The following is a 17205-nucleotide window of genomic DNA, read 5'->3' on the forward strand; positions in this document are numbered from 1 at the left end:
GAATCGTGGCAGAAACAAGTCACCCAGGGGACGTCTTCGGCGCCCTGTGTCCGGCTGTTTCGATCGCGTCCGGGAGTACGTACCCGGACAGCCACCCGACAGCGCACTTGTTGCGGCCACTCGCGGATCGTACGCGGATTCCCGTGGCGCCCGCGCACGCCCGCGCCCCACGGCGTCGGCGCGGCGCGCGATCACCCCCGGTCGGGCCAGGGACGGACCACATCGGACCAGGGGCGGGCCTACCAGCGGAAGGTGCGCATGCGCATCGCGTGGCGCAGCCGGGCGGCCTTGGCGCGGCGCGGCTGGACGCGGTCCCGCAGCTCCCGGGCCTCCGCCAGGTCGCGCAGGAACTGGGCCCGCCGCCGACGGCGTTCGGCCTCCCCCTCCGGCTCCGTACTCCGCTTCGCCCCGCGCACCGTCCCCGGCTGCTCGCCGGCGGACGGCGCCTCGTGGAAGTCCCGGTCAGGCACAGTCTCACCACCCCGCGTCGGTCCCTCCCACCTTCCCCCGGCCGGGCGGTTTGACGCCCGTGAGCGGGTGAAGCGTTGGCCTTGGCGCCCGGTTACTGTGGTGGACATGCGTCTCCACGTCGTCGACCACCCCCTGGTCGCCCACAAGCTCACCACCCTGCGCGACCGGCGCACGGACTCCGCGACCTTCCGCCGCCTCGCCGACGAGCTGGTCACCCTGCTCGCCTACGAGGCCACGCGCGACGTGCGCACCGAACAGGTCGACATCCACACGCCGGTCTCCCGGACCACCGGCGTCAAGCTCTCCCACCCGCGCCCGCTGGTGGTGCCGATCCTGCGGGCCGGTCTCGGCATGCTCGACGGCATGGTCCGGCTGCTGCCGACCGCCGAGGTGGGCTTCCTCGGCATGATCCGCAACGAGGAGACGCTGCAGGCCTCCACGTACGCGACCCGCATGCCCGAGGACCTGTCCGGGCGCCAGGTCTACGTCCTGGACCCGATGTTGGCCACCGGCGGCACCCTGGTGGCGTCCATCCAGGAGCTGATCAAGCGCGGTGCCGACGACGTGACGGCCGTCGTGCTGCTCGCCGCCCCCGAGGGCGTCGAACTCATGGAGCGTGAGCTGGCCGGGACTCCGGTGACGGTCGTGACGGCCTCGGTCGACGAGCGTCTCAACGAGCAGGGCTACATCGTGCCGGGCCTCGGCGACGCGGGCGACCGGATGTACGGGGCGGCCGAGTAGCACGCTCCCGGGCGACCGGGAGCCTTCGTACCGCTGCCGCTCAGCAGGTCTGCCGGCCGGTGGAGGCCGGACGCGGCGCGGTCAGCTCGGCCAGCGCCGCGTCGGCGGCCGCGGGCCGCGCCAGTCCCTTGAAGCCGTCGCCGATGATCAGGTCGACGGCGGCGCCCTCGCGGGCCGCGTCGGTGCGGCGCTCGGCGGCGGGGAGCTGGGTGCCGAGGACGGGCAGCGAGGTCTTCAGGGACGCGGCCGGGCCGAGCAGGACGCCCGTGCCGCCGACCTTCTTGTCGAACTTTTCGGGCGCGTTGCCCACGTCGCCGATGCGGAAGCCGCGCTTCTTCAGCTCGTCGGCGGTCTTCTGGGCGAGGCCGCCCTGGGTCGTGGCGTTGAGCACGTTGACGGTGACCTGCGCCGGCTCGGGCACGGCCACGGCGGCGGGCGCGGCGCTCGCCGCGGTGCCGGTGGGCCGGCAGCGGTCCCCGGCCCCGGCCGCGGAGGCCTTGTCGTCGCCGGTGAAGACGTCGATGAGCTGGAGCGTGCCCCAGCCGACCACCCCGAGGACGGTGGCACAGGCGACGGCGGCGAACGCGAGCCGGCCGCGCCGCCGGGCCGGCCGCATCCGCGGGTACCTGTCCCCCGTGATCTTGTACTGGCCGCCCATGCCAGGGGGAGTCAGCATGCTCATGGGCGCAGCGTAGTGCGCCCGGATGGCGATGCCTATTAAATGATCAGTCGGCGTTCCGTGGGCCGGTGCAATCCCACCCGAACGGGCCAACCGGGCCGCGTCAGCCCAGCTCGAGGACCCGGGCGTGCAGCACCTGGCGCTGCTGCAGCGCCGCGCGCACCGCGCGGTGCAGGCCGTCCTCCAGATACAGGTCGCCCTGCCACTTCACGACGTGCGCGAAGAGGTCGCCGTAGAACGTGGAGTCCTCGGCGAGGAGCGTTTCCAGGTCGAGCTGGCCCTTGGTCGTCACGAGCTGATCGAGGCGGACCGGGCGCGGCGCGACGTCCGCCCACTGCCGGGTGCTTTCCCGGCCGTGGTCGGGGTACGGCCGGCCGTTTCCGATGCGCTTGAAGATCACACGGAAAGCCTACCGGCCCGGACGTCGCGGGCGCAGCCATGGCGCCGGAGTGCGGCGCCGGGAAGATGCCGTAAACGGGGGCAAACGGGGAGCCGGTGGCGGACCGCCCCGCCGTACGGGCCTCCCGTCAGTCACGCTTCCCGTCCCGCGCGGGCGACTGCCCCTCGCGCGGAGCCTGCGGCCGGGTGTCGGGCTTGGGGGTGCGGCGGGCGGCCTCGGCGCGCAGGAGGGCGCGCAGGACGGCGTAGGGGTCGTTGAGCATGGCGGTGCCTCGTTCCGTGTTCCGTGTTCCTGTGGTGCCACGTGTGCGCGGCGGACCGGCGGGGGCGGCCGGTCCGGGGCCGGTCAGCAGCGCAGGACCACGGAGCGCGGAGAGGGCGGAGGCCCGGCCGCGACGGAGGGCGTGAGGGCGTGGGCGTCGTGGGCGGGGCGGGCGGCCGTCGGGCACGGCGGGGCCGGCGGGGCCGCGGGGGCGTGCCGGGTGGCACGGGCCGACGGGCGCACGACGGTGTCGAGGTGGTCGTACTCCCCGGTCGCGCCGCCCGCGCCACCGGCTCCCCCGCTCGCCGCCGCCGCGACCGGCACGGCCTGGGCCGTCACGTGCGTGCAGGGCACGAGCAGGGCGAGCAGCAGGACCAGGGCCCGCAGCCACGCGCCGCGCCGACCGGCGCGCGGGGCGCGGACGGCGACGGCGGGCATGGCGGGGCTCATGTCAGGACGTGTCCCCGCCGGGCGTGCGCGGGCCGGCGCACCGGGGGCGAGAACCGCTCGCCCGGCGTAGCGACGGCTCGGCGGGGACGGGCGCGGTTCACAGCGTGTGCGGGACCTGACGGGCACGCCCGCGCAAGCGCACGGCCGTGACGATCTCGACGACGCCGACGACGACGAGCCACCAGCCGCCGACCAGCATGAGGACGGCGGCCGACTCGACCGGGGAGTCGATCAGCACGATGCCGGCGACGAGGGTGACGACGCCGAGGAAGATGTGCCACCCGCGCGCGGGCATCGCCGGGTCGTGCGCGGCGGCCACGATCTCCGTGACGCCGCGGAACAGCCAGCCGATGCCGATCCACAGCGCGAGCAGCAGCACCGACTGCAACGGGCCGCGGAAGCAGAACAGGCCCAGCAGGATCGACACGGCACCGCTGACGAAGGCGAGGACCCGCAGGGAGGTCGTCCGGTGCGTGCCGAAGGCGGAGGCGAGCTGGAGGACGCCGCTGACGAGGAGGTAGAGGCCGAAGAGCACGCCGGCGGCGAGCAGGGAGGCGCCCGGCCAGACCAGGACCAGGACGCCCAGGATCAGCGAGGCGACGCCGGTGGCCAGCACGGTCTGCCACGCGGCGCGGGACAGCAGGTGCAGTGGCCCCTCGAAGGGCGGTTCGGGCTCGTGCCGGTCGGCGGCCGGGGGGTGCGGGTGCGTGTGCGTCCCGTGCCGGGCGTGGACTCCGCGGTCGTCGTACGGCTGTCCTTGAGGGGAGCCGCTCGGTGGCTCGGTCATGCTCCATGCTGGGGGCGGCTCCGTCGGGCCCGCCACCCGGGATGGTCCACCGGGCTGACGGCCCCGGCCCACAGGACCACCCACCGCGCCACGCGCACCCCGCCGAACCCGCGCAGGCCGCCGCGGGCACCCCCCGCTCTACCGCCGGAGGCTTTCGCCGCCTTCATCTGGGGCGGCTCCGTCGGGCCCGCCACCCGGGACGGTCCACCGGGCTGACGGCCCCGGCCCACAGGACCACCCACCGCGCCACGCGCACCCCCCGCCGAACCCGCGCAGGCCGCCGCGGGCACCCCCGCTCAACCGCCGGAGGCCTTCGCCGCCTTCATCTGCTGCTTGTGGGCCCGGACCTTGGTCAGGGACTCGGGTCCGGTGATGTCGGCGACGGAGCGGAAGGACCCGGGTTCGCCGTACGCGCCGGCGGCCTCACGCCAGCCCTCCGGCTGGACGCCGAGTTGCTTGCCGAGCAGGGCGAGGAAGATCTGGGCCTTCTGCTTGCCGAAGCCCGGCAGTTCCTGGAGCCGCTTCAGCAGCTCCTTGCCGGTGCCGGCGCCTCGCCAGACCGCCTCGGCGTCACCGTCGTACCTCTCCACCAGGTACCGGCACAGCTGCTGGATGCGCCCCGCCATCGAGCCGGGGTAGCGGTGCACGGCCGGCTTGCCGGACAGCAGCGCGGCGAACGCCTCGGGGTCGTACGCGGCGATGTCGTGCGCGTCCAGGTCCTCCGCGCCCATGCGCCGGGCGATGGTCGACGGGCCCTTGAACGCCCACTCCATGGGTACCTGCTGGTCCAGCAGCATGCCGACCAGCGCGGCGAGGGGACTGCGGCCGAGGAGTTCGTCGGCCTCGGGGTCCTGGGCGAGGTGAAGGGTGACGTCCATGCCCCGATGATCGCGCGTGCGGGCTCAGGTCGCGCGCCAGTACCCCAGCGCGTTCACCCGCTGCTTGGGCACCCCCAGCTCCTTGCGGGTGTACGCGGCCAGCGCCCGGGTCGTCGCGGTGTCGCAGGCGATCCAGACGTACGGCTCGGGTGTCGAGCGCAGCAGCTCGGGCAGGGACTCCTTCACCCGCTCCACCAGATGGGCTCCCGCGTCGCGGCGCGGGACCGGCCGGATCTCGTGGCGGGCGGGGTCCGTGCGCAGGGGCAGGCCACCGGTGTCGCCCTCGAACCAGATCGTCGCCGGGACCGTGTCCAGCGCGTCGAGGAGGGAGTTGAGCGCGGGCAGCGACGCCGGGTCGGCCACGGCGAAGACCCGGCCGGGGGCGGGTACCGGGGCCTCGAAACCCGTGCCCTGGACCGTCGCCTCGATGGTGTCGCCCGGCTTCGCCGCCCGGGCCCAGTCGCTCGCGCAGCCCTCGTGCAGGGCGAACTCCAGGCCGAAGGTGCCGGTCGCCGGGTCCGGGTCGACCAGTGTGTACGCCCGCTGGTGCGGCCTGCCCCCGTTGTCGAACCAGAGCCGCACCCACATCGTGGGGTGGACGCCGGTCGCCGCCAGCATGCCGCCGTCGGTCAGGCGCAGCCGCCGGTAGTCCACCGTGACGTCCTCGGCGTCCGTCACGGTGAACTCGAAGTCCTTCGCGCGCATCAGTCTGAGGACCGCGCCCTCCCAGCCCCGCCCCTGCCCCATCGTTTCTTCACCCTTCGCGTACTATTCGGCCACCACGTTTAACTTAGGTGAGCCTAACCTAAAGGAAAGTAGGGGCACAGGGGTGAGCGCCGAGACATACCGGGACGCCTGGGGAATCCCCCACCTGCGCGCGGACGACGTGCACGAACTCGCCCGCGCCCAGGCCCGGGTGACCGCCCGTGACCGCGCCTGGCAGCTGGAGGTCGAGCGGCACCGCGCGCAGGGCACCTCCGCGTCCTTCCTCGGCCCCGAGGCCCTGCCCTGGGACCGCCTCGCCCGGCGGGCCCGGCTCGCGGACACCGCGCGCCGCTGCTTCACCGCGCTGGAGGAGAAGGACCCGGAGACGGCCGCCTGGGTACGGGCGTACGCCGACGGCGTGAACGACGGACTGGCCGAGGACGCGCCCGCCCCCGAGTTCGGGCGCACCGGCCTCGCCCCCGGCCGCTGGGAACCCTGGACCCCGCTCGGCGTCTGGCTCGCCACGCACATCCTCTTCGCGGGTTTCCCCGCCAAACTCTGGCGCGAGCACATCACCGCCCACCTCGGCCCGGACGCCGTCGCCCTGTTCGCCACCGACGGCCCCGGCACCGCCGGCAGCAACGGCTGGCTGGTCAGCGGCGAGCGGACCGTGACCGGGCACGCCGTCATCGCGGGTGACCCGCACCGCTTCATCGAGGACCCCGGCGTCTACCAGCAGATCCACCTCTCCTGCCCGGAGTTCGACGTGGTCGGCCTCGCCGTGCCCGGCGTCCCCGGCATCGCCCACTTCGGCCACACCGGCACCGTCGCCTGGGCCATCACCAACGCCATGGCCGACTACCAGGACCTGTACCACGAGCGGCTGCGCCGCACCGGCGCCGGCGTCGAGGCGCTCGGCCCGGACGGCACCTGGCACCGCGCCGCCCGGCACACCGAGCTGATCCGGGTCGCGGGGGAGGAGACCGTCGAGGTCGAGGTCATCGAGACCGACCGGGGCCCGGTGGTCATCGGCGGGCCGGAGGGCCTCGACGACGGCACCCCGGCCGCCCTCAGCCTGCGCCATCCGCCGCGCGTCACCTCCGACCTCGGGTTCAGCGCCCTGCTGCCGCTGCTGCGCGCCCGGCGGGTCGCCGACGTGGACCGCGCCCTGGACGCGTGGGCCGAGCCGGTCAACGTCGTGCAGGCCGCCGACACCGAGGGCGGGCTGCTGCACCGGGTCGCGGGGCGCGTGCCGGTGCGCTCCGCCGCGGGCCGCCTGCGCCCGGTGCCCGCCTGGGAGCCCGGCCACGAGTGGGAGGGCTGGCACACCCCGCCCCGCGCCGGTCTCACCGACGGCGTCGCCGTGATGGCCAACCAGCGGGGCCCCGCCACCCCGCTCGGCGTCGAGTTCGCCCCGCCGCACCGCGCCGACCGCATCGCCGCCCTCCTCGCCGGCCGGGAGCGCTGGTCGGCCGCCGACATGCCCGCCATCCACACGGACACCCACCTCGGCTCGGCCGGCCCCCTGCTGGACCACCTGGCCTCCCTCGACGGCCTGGGCCGCGCAGCCGGCGCCCTTCGCGACCGCCTCCTCGCCTGGGACCGGCGGATGGACGCCGACAGCACGGACGCGGCGGCCTACGCGGCCGTGCGCACGGCGGTCGTACGGCGGCTGGCGGCGCACCCGGCGTTCGCGGCGGCGGCCGTCCCGCCCGCGTACCCCGAGGTGTTCCTGCCCTGGCTCGCGCTCGTGCCGCGGATCGGCCACGCCCTCGAACACCTGCTGCGCGCCGAGGACCTGTACGGCATCGACCGCGCCGGGATCGTCCGCGCGGCGCTGGAGGAGGTCGCCGCGGCGCCGCCCGCCGGTACCTGGGGAGACACGCACCGCCTCGCCCCCTGGCGGGCGCTGCCGGGCGCCTCCCCGGCGGAGGAACCCGGCCTGTCCGGCGACCACGACTGCGTGCTGTGCACCTCCGCCGTGCCCGGCCTCACCGACCGCGCCGCACGCGGCCCCGCCGCCAGGTACGTCTGGGACCTGGCCGACCGGCAGGACAGCCGCTGGGTGGTGCCCCTCGGCGCCTGCGGCGTCCCCGGCACGCCCCACCACCGCGACCAGCGGCCCCTGTGGCTCGCGGGCGAACTCGCCCCGGTGGTCACCGACTTCGACCGGCTCACGAAGGAAAGCGATGCCTGACCCGCACACCACCACCCCGTACGCTTCCCGCACCGCCGTCCACGAGCAGGACCTCGACGGCTTCGGCACCGTCCGCGTCCTGCCCCTCGACGCAGCCGCGGACGCCGACGTGATCCACCGCTGGGTGAGCGAGGAACGGGCCGCGTTCTGGGGCATGAACGGACTCACACGGGATCAGGTCGCCGGGATCTACGCCCACATGGACACGCTCGACACCCACCACGCCCACCTCGTGGTGAAGGACGGCGTGCCGGTCGCCCTGCTCCAGACCTACGAACCCGGGGCCGACCGGGTGGGCGAGTGCTACGCCGTCGAGCCCGGCGACATCGGCGTCCACCTGCTGCTCGCCCCCGCCGACCCGGGCGCCGCGCGGCCCGGCTGGACCGCCGCGCTGTCGGCGGCGCTCCTGGCGTACGTCCTGCTGGGCCTGGACCGGACGCGGATCGTGGTCGACCCGGACGTGCGCAACGACAAGGCGATCGCCCGCTTCCTCAAGCAGGGCTTCACCGCCGGCCCCGCGGTCGTCCTGCCCGAGGTCGACCTGCCGGACGTGTTCCTGCCGGAGAAGAAGGCGCAACTCGCCTTCCTCCGCAGGGAGGTAGCGTTTGCCGGATGACGTCCCCGCTGACCGCCGAGGGCCTGATCACCCACTACGGGCTGGAGCCCATCCCCCGCGAGGGCGGCCTGTTCCGGCGCACCTGGGCCGGCCCCGAGGGACCGGACGGGCGCCCGGCGGGCTCGGCCATCGTGGCCCTGCTGACCGCCCGCCCGGGTGATTTCTCCGCGCTGCACCGCCTGCCCGTCGACGAGGTCTGGCACTTCTACCTCGGCGATCCGCTGGAGTTGCTGCTGCTCGCCCCGGGCGGCGGCTCCCGCACGGCCGTACTGGGGCCGGACGTCCTGGGCGGGCAGCACGTGCAGTTCACCGTCCCCGCCGGGACCTGGATGGGCGGCCGGGTGGCGACGGGCGGCGCGTGGTCGTTCTTCGGCTGCACGATGGCACCCGGATTCACCTACGCGGACTACGAGCACGGCGACGCGGCCGGCCTCACGGCGCGCTACCCGGACCGGGCGGCGCGGATCGCGGAACTGTGCCGCCCGTGAGCCCGCGCTCCGGCCCGCGGCCGGTGGCCGTGCAGCCGGTCGCCATCGCCGTGCGCCGGGGTCTTCGGCCCCGTCGGGGGCCGGCCGATCCTCTCCCCGGCGCCTGGACGGTGAGGGCACGGTCAGGTGACGAGGAGCACGCCGAGGGCGATGAGAACGACGATCACCCCGACGACGATCCCCATCAGGCAACCGGGCTTGTTCAGCTGCTCGCTGAGCCTCGCCGTGAGGTCGGGCCGCTCCGGCGCCGGTGCGGAGGGGGCATGCGGGGTCGGCGTCGGCCCTGCCGCGGCCGACGCCGGGAGAGCGGCGGAGAGGCTCGTGCCGCGTTGCAGCGCGTCGCGCACGAGCTGCTGCCACAGTTCGGGCGGCAGGTCGGGGGCCTGGCCGTCGGGGGGCGCGACGACGGCCTTGTGCAGCCAGTTGCCCGCGGGGACGCTGGTGTCCCGGAGCATGCGGTGCAGCAGCTCGCGGAGGTCGGTCAGATAGCGCGGGTCGCGGGCCAGGGGGGCGACGGCCCAGGTGAAGAGGTCGGCCGAGCGGTCGGCCATGGCCGTCCTCGACACGGGGCCCCCGGGCTGTCCGGGCGGTGAGAAGTACAGGTTCCTGCGGAGCACGTGCTCGCACAGCGCGTGCCTGGTGGCCTCCTGGCGTGTTTCGACGCGGCGGGGGTCGCCCAGCTCGTCGAGCAGGAGGTCGACGGAGTCCGGCGGCAGGTCATCGGAGCGCAGCTCCCGCACCAGCGACTCGTCGGGCAGTGCGCGCAGCTGCGTCCTCACCACCTCGCGCCGCATGGAGTCGCCGCGCTGGGTGTCCCGCAGGTCCTGGCGCAGTGCGTGCAGCTCACGCTCGTGATCGTGCTGCGGGGCGGTCCCCGGGCCGGGGCGTGACGCGCGGGCCGGCGCTTCCGGGGAGGAGGGCGCGTACTCCGACGGGGGCGGGGCCGCGTGCGGGCCGGAGTACGGAGGGCCGGAGTACGGAGGGCCGGAGTACGGAGGGCCGGAGTACGGGTCGGGGGTGAGCGTCGCCGGGTCTCTGCCCAGGTCCGGTTCCGGGGCCGGTCCGCGGGAAGGTCCGGGAGACGGTTCCGGGCTCGGGGACGGCTCAGGGACGACCGGGCTCGCAGGCGTGGCCGGTCCCTGCCCGGGTGCCGCGACGTCCGGCCGACTCGCGGACGGAGCCGGCCGACCGGCGATCGGAACCGGGTGCCGCCCGCCGGTCTGGTCGGTGCCGTGCCGGTTCGGGTCGTGCCGGTCAGGGTCGTCCAGGTCCGTGCCCGTCCATGCCGTGCCGGTCCGGTCGACGCCGGTCCGGTCCTGTCCGGTCCGGTCCTGTCCGGTCTGGTCGGTGCCGTGCCGGTTCGGGTCGCTCTGGTTCGTGCCCGTCCATGCTGTGCCGGCCTGGTCGGTACCGTTTCGGTCCGTTCGGGTCTGTTCCGTTCCGGTCCGGCCTGTTCCGGTCCGGTCAGGGTTGTGTCGCTCTGCGCCGTTCCGGCCCGCTCCGGTCCGGTCGGGTTCGTGTCGGCCCGTGCCGAACCGTGTCGTTCCGGCCCGGTCCCCACCGTGCCGGTCCGCCCCGGACCGGCCTGGGCCCTCCGTCCCGGTCCGGCCTGGGGTGCCCGTGCCGGTCCAGCCAGTGTCGTCCGGTCCGGGCCGCCCGAAGCCGCCCCGGCCCGTGCCGGTCAGGTCCGTGCCATGGCGGTCGGGGGCGTCCCATGCCGCCCCGGCCCGGTCCGTGTCGGTCAGGGGAGTGCCGTCCCGGCCCGGGCCGTTACGGTCCGGCACGTGTCGGGCAGGGGCGTGCCGGCCCGTGCCCGTGCCGTGGCGGTCCGGGTCGAGGATCTCCCGGAGCCGTTCGCGCCGCCGCGTCCGGTCCCACGTCGCCCCGTCGGCGAACTCGTCGACCAGCTGCGGCACCCCGGCCCGTGCCTCCCGATGCGCGAGGAGGTGGTCCACCAGCCGGTCCGCCGCCCAGTGCTCGAAACGGGGGTCGGACACGGGACGGCCGGTCACCCGGGCCAGCGGGCCTGACCCGCCGGTGCCCTCCTCCCAGCGCGGGACGCACATCAGCCGCAGTGGATGGGTGTCCACCGTGTCGTACGTCGCGAACGTCCACTCCTGCCGCAGCCAGGTCCCGAAGATCAGGAACAGCCCCAGGTACACCAGCGGTGCCTCGTCCTGGTCCGGGTGGCCGGACCGCCGGTCCCCGGGCTCCGTCAGCAACGACACCCGCTGGGCGGGGTCGCGCAGCCACTCCGCGGTGACCACGGCCAGAGTGTCCCTGACCGACGGCAGCCGCTCCAGCATCTCCGGCAGCCGCCGGAGCGCCAGCCGGTCGAGCTGCGCGCAGTCGACCGTGCGCTGCGGACCGGTCACCGTCTCGGCGACCTCCTGCCGCCCCCAGCCGCCGTACGCGAGAGCGAGGCACTGACGCGTCTTCAGAGTCCGCGGGTCGCCGACCAGGACGTGGCTGACCGTGCTGGGCCGACCGCCCCGGTCGGTGGTGGGCCAGCGGTACACCAGCATGACGCCCCCGTCGCGGGACACGACGCGCACGGTGCTCGGCCGCGAGGCGGCGGCGCCGGACACCCACAGCAGCGGGCCCAGCTCCCGGCCCACTTCCTCGGCGCGCTCGGCCGTGCAGGAACGGGCGACGGCGTTCATGCCGGTGCCCTGGCGGCCGTGGTTGCCGTCCCACCGGAAGACGACCTGGTGCACCGAGTCCGTGCCCCCGCCCGGCCCGCGCGCGGCGGCCCCTTCCCCGCGGCCCGCGCTTCCGCTCCGCACGTCGCTCATTTCCGCTCCCCTCCTCGGGCGTCCTCCACCGGCACCGCCTCGAACGCGGGCGTCTCCCCCAGGGCGACCGCCTCGGCGCCGCCCGGTACGTCGATGAGCCCGTGCATCGCGAACAGCGACAGCAACGGCTCCAGCACCCGCCGGGGGCCGGCTCCCGCCGGATAGCGGCCGTGGTCCTCCTGACCGCCGGTGGCGGAGGCGACGTGCAGGGTGCAGCGGCGGATCGCGTCGAAGGGGCGCAGCCACGCCGGACCGGCGTAGCGGTGCAGCAGCCGGTGGACGTCCCGGCTCTCCTCCCGCATCAGGCCGGTGTCCAGGGAGGTGGCGGGCGGCCGGTCCAGCCACCGGTCGACGGGCGGCTGGAACCTGAGCAGGTCCGCCTTGCCCAGCACCATCGCGGCCGCCACGTCCAGGTACGGGCCGCTCTTCGGCAACCGGTCCAGGACGGTGCCGAAGGCGAGGTCGCCGTCCCGGTTCACCTCCACCCCCAGACGCTCCCGCGCGTGGTCCAGGTGCGGCAGCGGGAGCGCCAGCGCCGGGTCGACGACGAAGACCAGGGCGTCGATCCCGAGCAGGAACCGCAGCGCCGCGTCGGTCCGCACCAGGTCCTCCCCGCCGAGGTCGAAGAAGGCGACCGGGCGCACCCGCCCGTGGACGTCGGTGATCAGCAGGGACTCCACGAAGCGGGCGAAGCCGTCCAGGCCGACGCCCGCGGTGTGGTCCAGGACCTTGCCGTTGCGCAACGGCTGCACCCGCTCCCGTACGAAACGGGCGTGCTGCTCCGGGTTGACGGACTGCCACTTGAGACCGAACGGCTCCAGACCGCCGTCGGTGATCGCCGCGATCATCTGGGTCAGCAGGTGGCTCTTGCCGGTGGAGGACTGGCCGACCATCGCGACGGTCAGCGGTCGCCCGTAGGTGAGGTACGGCACCGGGATGAAGTGCTCCGGGAAGTCCGGATCGGCCGCGCACTTCTGGACGGCACCGCGCATGACGTCCTGCCGGCGCAGGGGGTTGCCGATGCCTGCGGGGTCCAGGGGCTGGTACTGCATCCGGCTGTCGGTGACGTACAGCGCCGTGAGGTCGAGCCGGATGGTCTCCAGGCAGTACGGGCAGAGCACCCCGCCGTCACCGCCCCCGGCCGGCGCTCCCGGCTCGGCCTCCGGGGCGGCGGCGGGCGTCCGGCGCTTGAGCCGCAGTGCCTGCTCGAAGCCGTCCTCCTGGTGGGTGTCCGGCTCGGCGGCGGGGGTGGCGAGCGCGACCCGGCGGGCGGCGCCCGGCGCCAGGAGGTCGAGCAGTTCGGCGGGTGTGGGCCGGTCGGCGGCGCGCGGGGCGAACGCGTCGCGCAGCGTCCGGGCGAGCAGCCGGTGCTCGTCGAGGTCGGCGGGTGCCCGGTCGGCGTGGCCGGGCCGGCCGGTCACGAGCTGGTAGAGCACCTGGGCCGCGCTCCACACCGCGTCCCGGGGGTCGGTGAGCCCCTCGCCCCGGCGCTGTTCGGGCGAGCAGTAGGGCGACCGGCCCCAGGGCCGCCTCGGCCGCCCGGCACGGGCCACCCCCTCCAGTCCCCAGAGCTGGGCGGCGGCGCCGTCCCACAGCACGGTGGCGGGCGAGACGCCGCACGGCACCAGGCCCTGGCGTTCCAGCACGTACAGGGCCAGCAGCAGGTCCCGGGTGAAACCCCGTTGGTCGGTCGCCGACATCACATGGGTCCGTGCGGCGGCGGTGCCGCGCGGCGCCGCGTACAGCAGGAACGGCTCCGACGCGTCCAGGTCGTAGCCGATGATCCGCGGGAAGAGCCCCGCGTACTCGGTGCCGTCGAGCGCCCGGTACAGGGACAGGGCGGTGCCCGCCTCCGTGTCCAGCAGCTCCCGCGCCCCCGGGTTCGAGGCGTCGGCGGTGGTCAGGCGCACCTGCACGCACTGCTGACCCTCGTCGTCGAGCAGGCCGTTGCGGATCAGTTGGGGCAGCAGGGGATCACGACGCGACTCGCGCCCCAGGCGCACCGGGGCGACACGGCGCCGCCCCGAGGGCGTGGTGAACGCGAGCGTGGCCGCCCGCGGGCCGCCGGGCCCCGTCGTGTGCCGGTGCGTGGTGCTGGTCACCGGAGATCGCCGTCCCCTCGTTCGTACGGGTCGGCCGGCTCGGCCGGGTCGTATGGGTCGTACGGAGCGGCACGGTCGTACGTGTCCGTCCGGTCGTACGTGTCCGTGCGGTCGTACGTGTCCGTGCGGTCGTGGGCGTCCGTGCGGTCGTACGCCGGGTGGTGGCCGTCCGCGCGCCCGTAGGTGTCCGGGTCGTCGTACGGGCCGTTTCGGTAGTAGGTGCCCGTCTCGCCGTAGGAGGCGGCCCGTCCGTAGGGGGCCGTCTCCTCGTACGGGCCGGTCCGGTCGTACGAGTCCGACTCGCCGTACGGGCTGCCGGCCCGGTCGTAGGTGTCCCCCTCGCCGTACGAGGCGGGCCGGTCGTACGGGTTCCGCGCGCCGTACGTGTCCGGCCGGCCGTAGGCGTCCGTCCCGCCCGGCCCGGAGCTCTGGCGGGGGCGGACGGTGTCCACCACGCCCATCCGCAGCGGGGTGAGCCGCAGCAGGCCGGCGTACCGTCCGGACGACGTCCACAGCACCGCGGCCGGTGGCGTCGAGCCGCTCGCCTGCCAGGCCTTCTCGATCTCGTCCTGTACGGCCCGCGGCGCGAACCTGATCCACACCGCGGCGGCCGGGTCGCGACTGAGCAGCGTGCCCTGCTCGGGCGAGGACAACTGCACCACGGCCTGCCGGTCGGCCTCCGCGCCGACGAGTTCGGCGAGGCCCCGCGGGTCGGTGCCCAGCAGGCTCGCCGAGGTGGCGCGGACCCGGCGGGCGGCGGCGAACGGGGGCGGTGCCAGTACGCCGTTGTGCCGCAGGTGCCGGCGGGCGTCCGCCAGCAGTTCCCGCACCCTCTCCTCGGTGCGGCGGACGGCGAGGGCGCCGGCCTGCCCGCGCTCCACGGCGCCCCAGTAGGGCCCCATCGCCACCAGAGCGGCGTCCGTCAGGTCGGCGGCCAGCGTGGCGACCAGCTCGGGGCCTCCCTCGCCGTTCTCCCGGTCCAGCCAGCGCGGGGCGCTCGCGGCGCGGTCCTCCCACGGAGCGCCGGCCGGCCTCTCCCCGGCGGGCTCGTCCCACGGGGACTGTTCGTCGCGCCGGGTGTACGGGCTCGCCCAGTCGGCGTCGTCGTCCCCGGTGAAGGGGTCCGTCTCCAGGACCGAGGCGCTGGAGAGCCAGTCGTCCTCGGCGAGCGTCCCGGCGTCCTCCCCGCCGCCGGCCGCGGGCCGCTCCGGCTCGGGCTCCGCCTCGGCCTCCGCGGCGGCGGCCGTGGCCCGCAGCATGCCGGCGACGGAGCGGGCGGCGTCCGCGCAGTACAGGCGCTCCTCCACGGCCCAGTGCTCCCGGACCGCCTCGGCGAGCAGCGCGTCGAGTTCCTCCAGGGCGCGGCGGAGCGCGGCGGTGGCGTGGCCCGGGGCCCAGGCGCCGGCCGCCGCGCGCCAGAGCCGGCGTGCCGTCTCGGCCGCGACGCCGAGGCCCACCAGCAGGCCCACGGTGCTCACCCAGGGTGCGGGACCGGTCGCGTACGCCAGGGCGGCGCCGGCCGCGGCGCCGGTGAGGGCCGCCACCCGGGGGGCCACGGCCCAGCGGCCCGGACGTCCGGTGTCCCGCAGCCGGGCCGTGCCGAGCACCGCCATGCCGACGAACAGCAGCGGGACGGCGAGCGCCAGGGCGAGGAGGGGCCCCTGCCACAGCGCGCCGAGCAGGCCCGCCACGGCCGCCGCGGCCGGGCCGGCGACCGCCGGGCCGGGGGGCGGGCCCGGCCGGCCGTCCCGGGCGCCGCCGGCACCCGTCAGGTCACGGGCCGAGCACGCGGCGAGCTTCGGCAGCAGGGCCGTCCCCGGTACCGGCTCCACCCGGCCGGCCAGGCCGGTGAAGCGCTGGGCCACCGACCGCAGGGTCAGGCCCTGGCCCAGCAGCTTCCCGGCGAACTCCTTCAGCCCTTCGCCGATCCGCTCGCCCGTGCCCTCCGCCGAGGGCACCCGCAGCCCGAGGGCCGCGAGCCGGGCCGCGGACTCGGCGGCGGACGCCGTCGCACCGCCCCCGCGCAGCGCGGCACCCACGAGCTCCCGGTAGGAGTCGAGGTCGTGCCGCGCCTGGTCCACGTCCGCCTCGAACGCCGCCCGGCGGGAGGGCCGCAGCAGTCCCGGCAGGGCGCCCAGCCCGGCCAGCGCGTCCTCGGCCCGGTCGAGGGAGTCCGCGCACGCGCGGTACGCGTCGTCCGCCACCCCGCCGGGGTCGCGGTGCCGCTGGTCCCGGGCGCCCCGGCCGGTCACCAGGCTCCGCAGGGGCTCCGGCAGGTCGGCTCCCGACGAGGCGGTCGCCAGCACGTCCGGGGCGAGCTCGGCGTCCTCGCCGGCGAACCGGGCGAGCGCGTCCCGCCAGGCCCGGTCGCGGACCTCCGGCGGCAGGTCCTGCTCCAGCAGCCGGACCCCGGGAGCGGCGACGGCGTCGGGCAGCTCCTCCAGGCGGTCGAGGACCGTCAGGTAGACGTCCGGCACCGACAGCACGTCCACCAGGACCGCGAGGGCGTCCGGGTCGTCGGGCGTGGGCCGCTCCAGCGCCGTGCGGGCGGAACGCAGGTCGCCCGCCCACAGCAGGGCGCAGCCCGAGGCCCGCAGCACCGCGGGCCGCACCAGCCGGCGATCGGGCTGGAACGCCTCGCCCTCACCCGCGTACGACCCCGGTGCGCTGCCCACCAGGAGGACCAGGATCCTGACCTCGCCCACCGCCCGGTAGCTGGTGAGCAGTTCGTACTGCGGCTGGTGGTCGGTGAGTCCGGCCGGGGTGTCGACGACCAGGAACAGGGGGTCGTCGGGTTCCGGCAGGCCGGCCTGGCCCAACTGGCGGGCGACCCTGGCGCGCAGGGCCTGCGGAGTGCCGAGTTCGGCCGCGCCGGAGCGCAGGTCGAGGTGGATGACGGCGCCGAACTCCTCGGGCGTGCTCACTGCGCGTCACCGTCCCACGGGGTGCGGCGGTCACGGTCGCGGGCGGCGGTGTCCTCCGGCTCGTCCCACGGCGTCCGGGGGCGCCCGGCGCCGTCTCCGGCGGCGGCCCGGTCACGGTCGTCGCGGTCCGTGCCGAAGGGGTGGCGGTCGTCCGCCCGGGAACCGTTGGCACCGGCCCGACGCGTGCCCCAGCCGTCCGCGTCCCCGGCCTCCTCCGCCTCAGCGTCCTCCCCGAACCGCTCCCCCCGACGGCTGCCGCCGTACGGCTCACGCCGCGACGGTTCGCCGTACCGGTCACCACGACCGGTGCCGTAGGGCTCGTCCGGGTCGTCGGCCGGGCTGCGGCGGGCTCCGGTGCCGTGGTCGTCGGCCGTGGTGCGGCGGGGGCTCGTGCCGTAGTCGTCGTCGGGTGTCCGGCGGGTGCTCGTGCCGTGGTCGTCGGCGGGTGCGCGGCGCGGGTACTCGCCGCGCGCGGTGCCGTAGGGCTCGTCGTACGGGTCAGCGGTGCGGCGGGCCCCGGTGCCGTGGTCGTCGGCCGTGGTGCGGCGGGGGCTCGTGCCGTAGTCGTCGTCGGGTGTCCGGCGGGGGCTCGTGCCGTGGTCGTCGGCGGGTGCGCGGCGCGGGTACTCGCCGCGTCCGGTGCCGTAGGGCTCGTCGTACGGGTCAGCGGTGCGGCGGGCCCCGGTGCCGTGGTCGTCGGCCGTGGTGCGG

General features: G+C 76.0%; 15 protein-coding genes and 1 pseudogene. 4 read left to right on the forward strand and 12 right to left on the reverse strand.

All coding sequences use genetic code 11. The annotated features are described in order from the left end of the window. Positions 1 to 239 precede the first annotated feature (239 nt). Positions 240 to 470, reverse strand: coding sequence for a hypothetical protein (locus KUM32_RS14435; RefSeq protein ID WP_217142280.1), 231 nt, complete (start codon positions 468 to 470; stop codon positions 240 to 242). A 106-nt stretch (positions 471 to 576) separates the two neighbouring features. On the opposite strand from KUM32_RS14435, the gene upp reads away from it, so the two are divergent. Further along, positions 577 to 1212, forward strand: a complete 636-nt coding sequence (gene upp / locus KUM32_RS14440) for a uracil phosphoribosyltransferase (protein ID WP_217142260.1) — start codon at positions 577 to 579, stop codon at positions 1210 to 1212. A gap of 40 nt (positions 1213 to 1252) precedes the next feature. On the opposite strand, the gene KUM32_RS14445 is transcribed toward upp, so the two are convergent. From KUM32_RS14445 to KUM32_RS14470, 7 genes are all read right to left on the reverse strand, one after another. Beyond that, positions 1253 to 1870 (reverse strand): LytR C-terminal domain-containing protein, encoded by a 618-nt coding sequence (locus KUM32_RS14445; RefSeq protein WP_217142276.1) that lies wholly within the window; start codon positions 1868 to 1870, stop codon positions 1253 to 1255. Between the two features lie 124 nt (positions 1871 to 1994). Continuing rightward, the gene (locus KUM32_RS14450) at positions 1995 to 2291 is read right to left on the reverse strand and encodes a type II toxin-antitoxin system VapB family antitoxin (RefSeq protein ID WP_003955420.1); all 297 of its coding nucleotides are present in this window, start codon (positions 2289 to 2291) and stop codon (positions 1995 to 1997) included. 127 nt (positions 2292 to 2418) lie between these two features. Next, entirely contained in the window at positions 2419 to 2553 is a 135-nt protein-coding gene (locus tag KUM32_RS44710; protein WP_302185143.1) for a hypothetical protein, read from the reverse strand. 83 nt (positions 2554 to 2636) lie between these two features. After that, positions 2637 to 3002 carry a hypothetical protein gene (locus KUM32_RS14455; protein ID WP_217142261.1) on the reverse strand — a complete coding sequence of 122 codons (366 nt, stop codon included), beginning with the start codon at positions 3000 to 3002 and terminating at the stop codon, positions 2637 to 2639. Between the two features lie 97 nt (positions 3003 to 3099). After that, positions 3100 to 3789 (reverse strand): HdeD family acid-resistance protein, encoded by a 690-nt coding sequence (locus KUM32_RS14460; RefSeq protein ID WP_217142262.1) that lies wholly within the window; start codon positions 3787 to 3789, stop codon positions 3100 to 3102. A 296-nt stretch (positions 3790 to 4085) separates the two neighbouring features. Beyond that, positions 4086 to 4667, reverse strand: coding sequence for an HhH-GPD-type base excision DNA repair protein (locus tag KUM32_RS14465; protein WP_217142263.1), 582 nt, complete (start codon positions 4665 to 4667; stop codon positions 4086 to 4088). 24 nt (positions 4668 to 4691) lie between these two features. Continuing rightward, positions 4692 to 5414, reverse strand: a complete 723-nt coding sequence (locus KUM32_RS14470) for a siderophore-interacting protein (protein WP_217142264.1) — start codon at positions 5412 to 5414, stop codon at positions 4692 to 4694. A gap of 82 nt (positions 5415 to 5496) precedes the next feature. Between KUM32_RS14470 and KUM32_RS14475 the strand changes: the two genes are divergently transcribed. The 3 genes from KUM32_RS14475 to KUM32_RS14485 are packed head-to-tail and all read left to right on the forward strand — an operon-like array spanning position 5497 to position 8673. Further along, positions 5497 to 7569: a penicillin acylase family protein gene (locus KUM32_RS14475; RefSeq protein ID WP_217142265.1), complete on the forward strand. Its 2073-nt coding sequence runs from the start codon at positions 5497 to 5499 to the stop codon at positions 7567 to 7569. Then, positions 7562 to 8185: a GNAT family N-acetyltransferase gene (locus KUM32_RS14480; RefSeq protein ID WP_217142266.1), complete on the forward strand. Its 624-nt coding sequence runs from the start codon at positions 7562 to 7564 to the stop codon at positions 8183 to 8185. The genes KUM32_RS14475 and KUM32_RS14480 overlap by 8 nt, the downstream gene beginning before the upstream one ends. Further along, entirely contained in the window at positions 8182 to 8673 is a 492-nt protein-coding gene (locus tag KUM32_RS14485) for a cupin domain-containing protein (RefSeq protein ID WP_217142267.1), read from the forward strand. Before KUM32_RS14480 ends, KUM32_RS14485 begins: the two co-directional genes overlap by 4 nt. Before the next feature lie 122 nt (positions 8674 to 8795). Here KUM32_RS14485 and KUM32_RS14490 read toward each other — a convergent pair whose 3' ends face one another. From KUM32_RS14490 to KUM32_RS14505, 4 genes and pseudogenes are all read right to left on the reverse strand, one after another. Next, positions 8796 to 11468, reverse strand: a complete 2673-nt coding sequence (locus KUM32_RS14490; RefSeq protein ID WP_217142268.1) for a hypothetical protein — start codon at positions 11466 to 11468, stop codon at positions 8796 to 8798. Next, positions 11465 to 13570, reverse strand: coding sequence for a hypothetical protein (locus tag KUM32_RS14495; RefSeq protein WP_217142269.1), 2106 nt, complete (start codon positions 13568 to 13570; stop codon positions 11465 to 11467). Before KUM32_RS14495 ends, KUM32_RS14490 begins: the two co-directional genes overlap by 4 nt. Next, entirely contained in the window at positions 13567 to 16494 is a 2928-nt protein-coding gene (locus tag KUM32_RS14500) for a hypothetical protein (protein ID WP_217142270.1), read from the reverse strand. The genes KUM32_RS14495 and KUM32_RS14500 overlap by 4 nt, the downstream gene beginning before the upstream one ends. After that, positions 16491 to 17205: pseudogene (locus tag KUM32_RS14505) on the reverse strand (hypothetical protein); the annotation flags it as partial. The gene KUM32_RS14500 and the pseudogene KUM32_RS14505, both read right to left, overlap by 4 nt.

Source organism: Streptomyces sp. AC627_RSS907 (assembly GCF_019049165.1).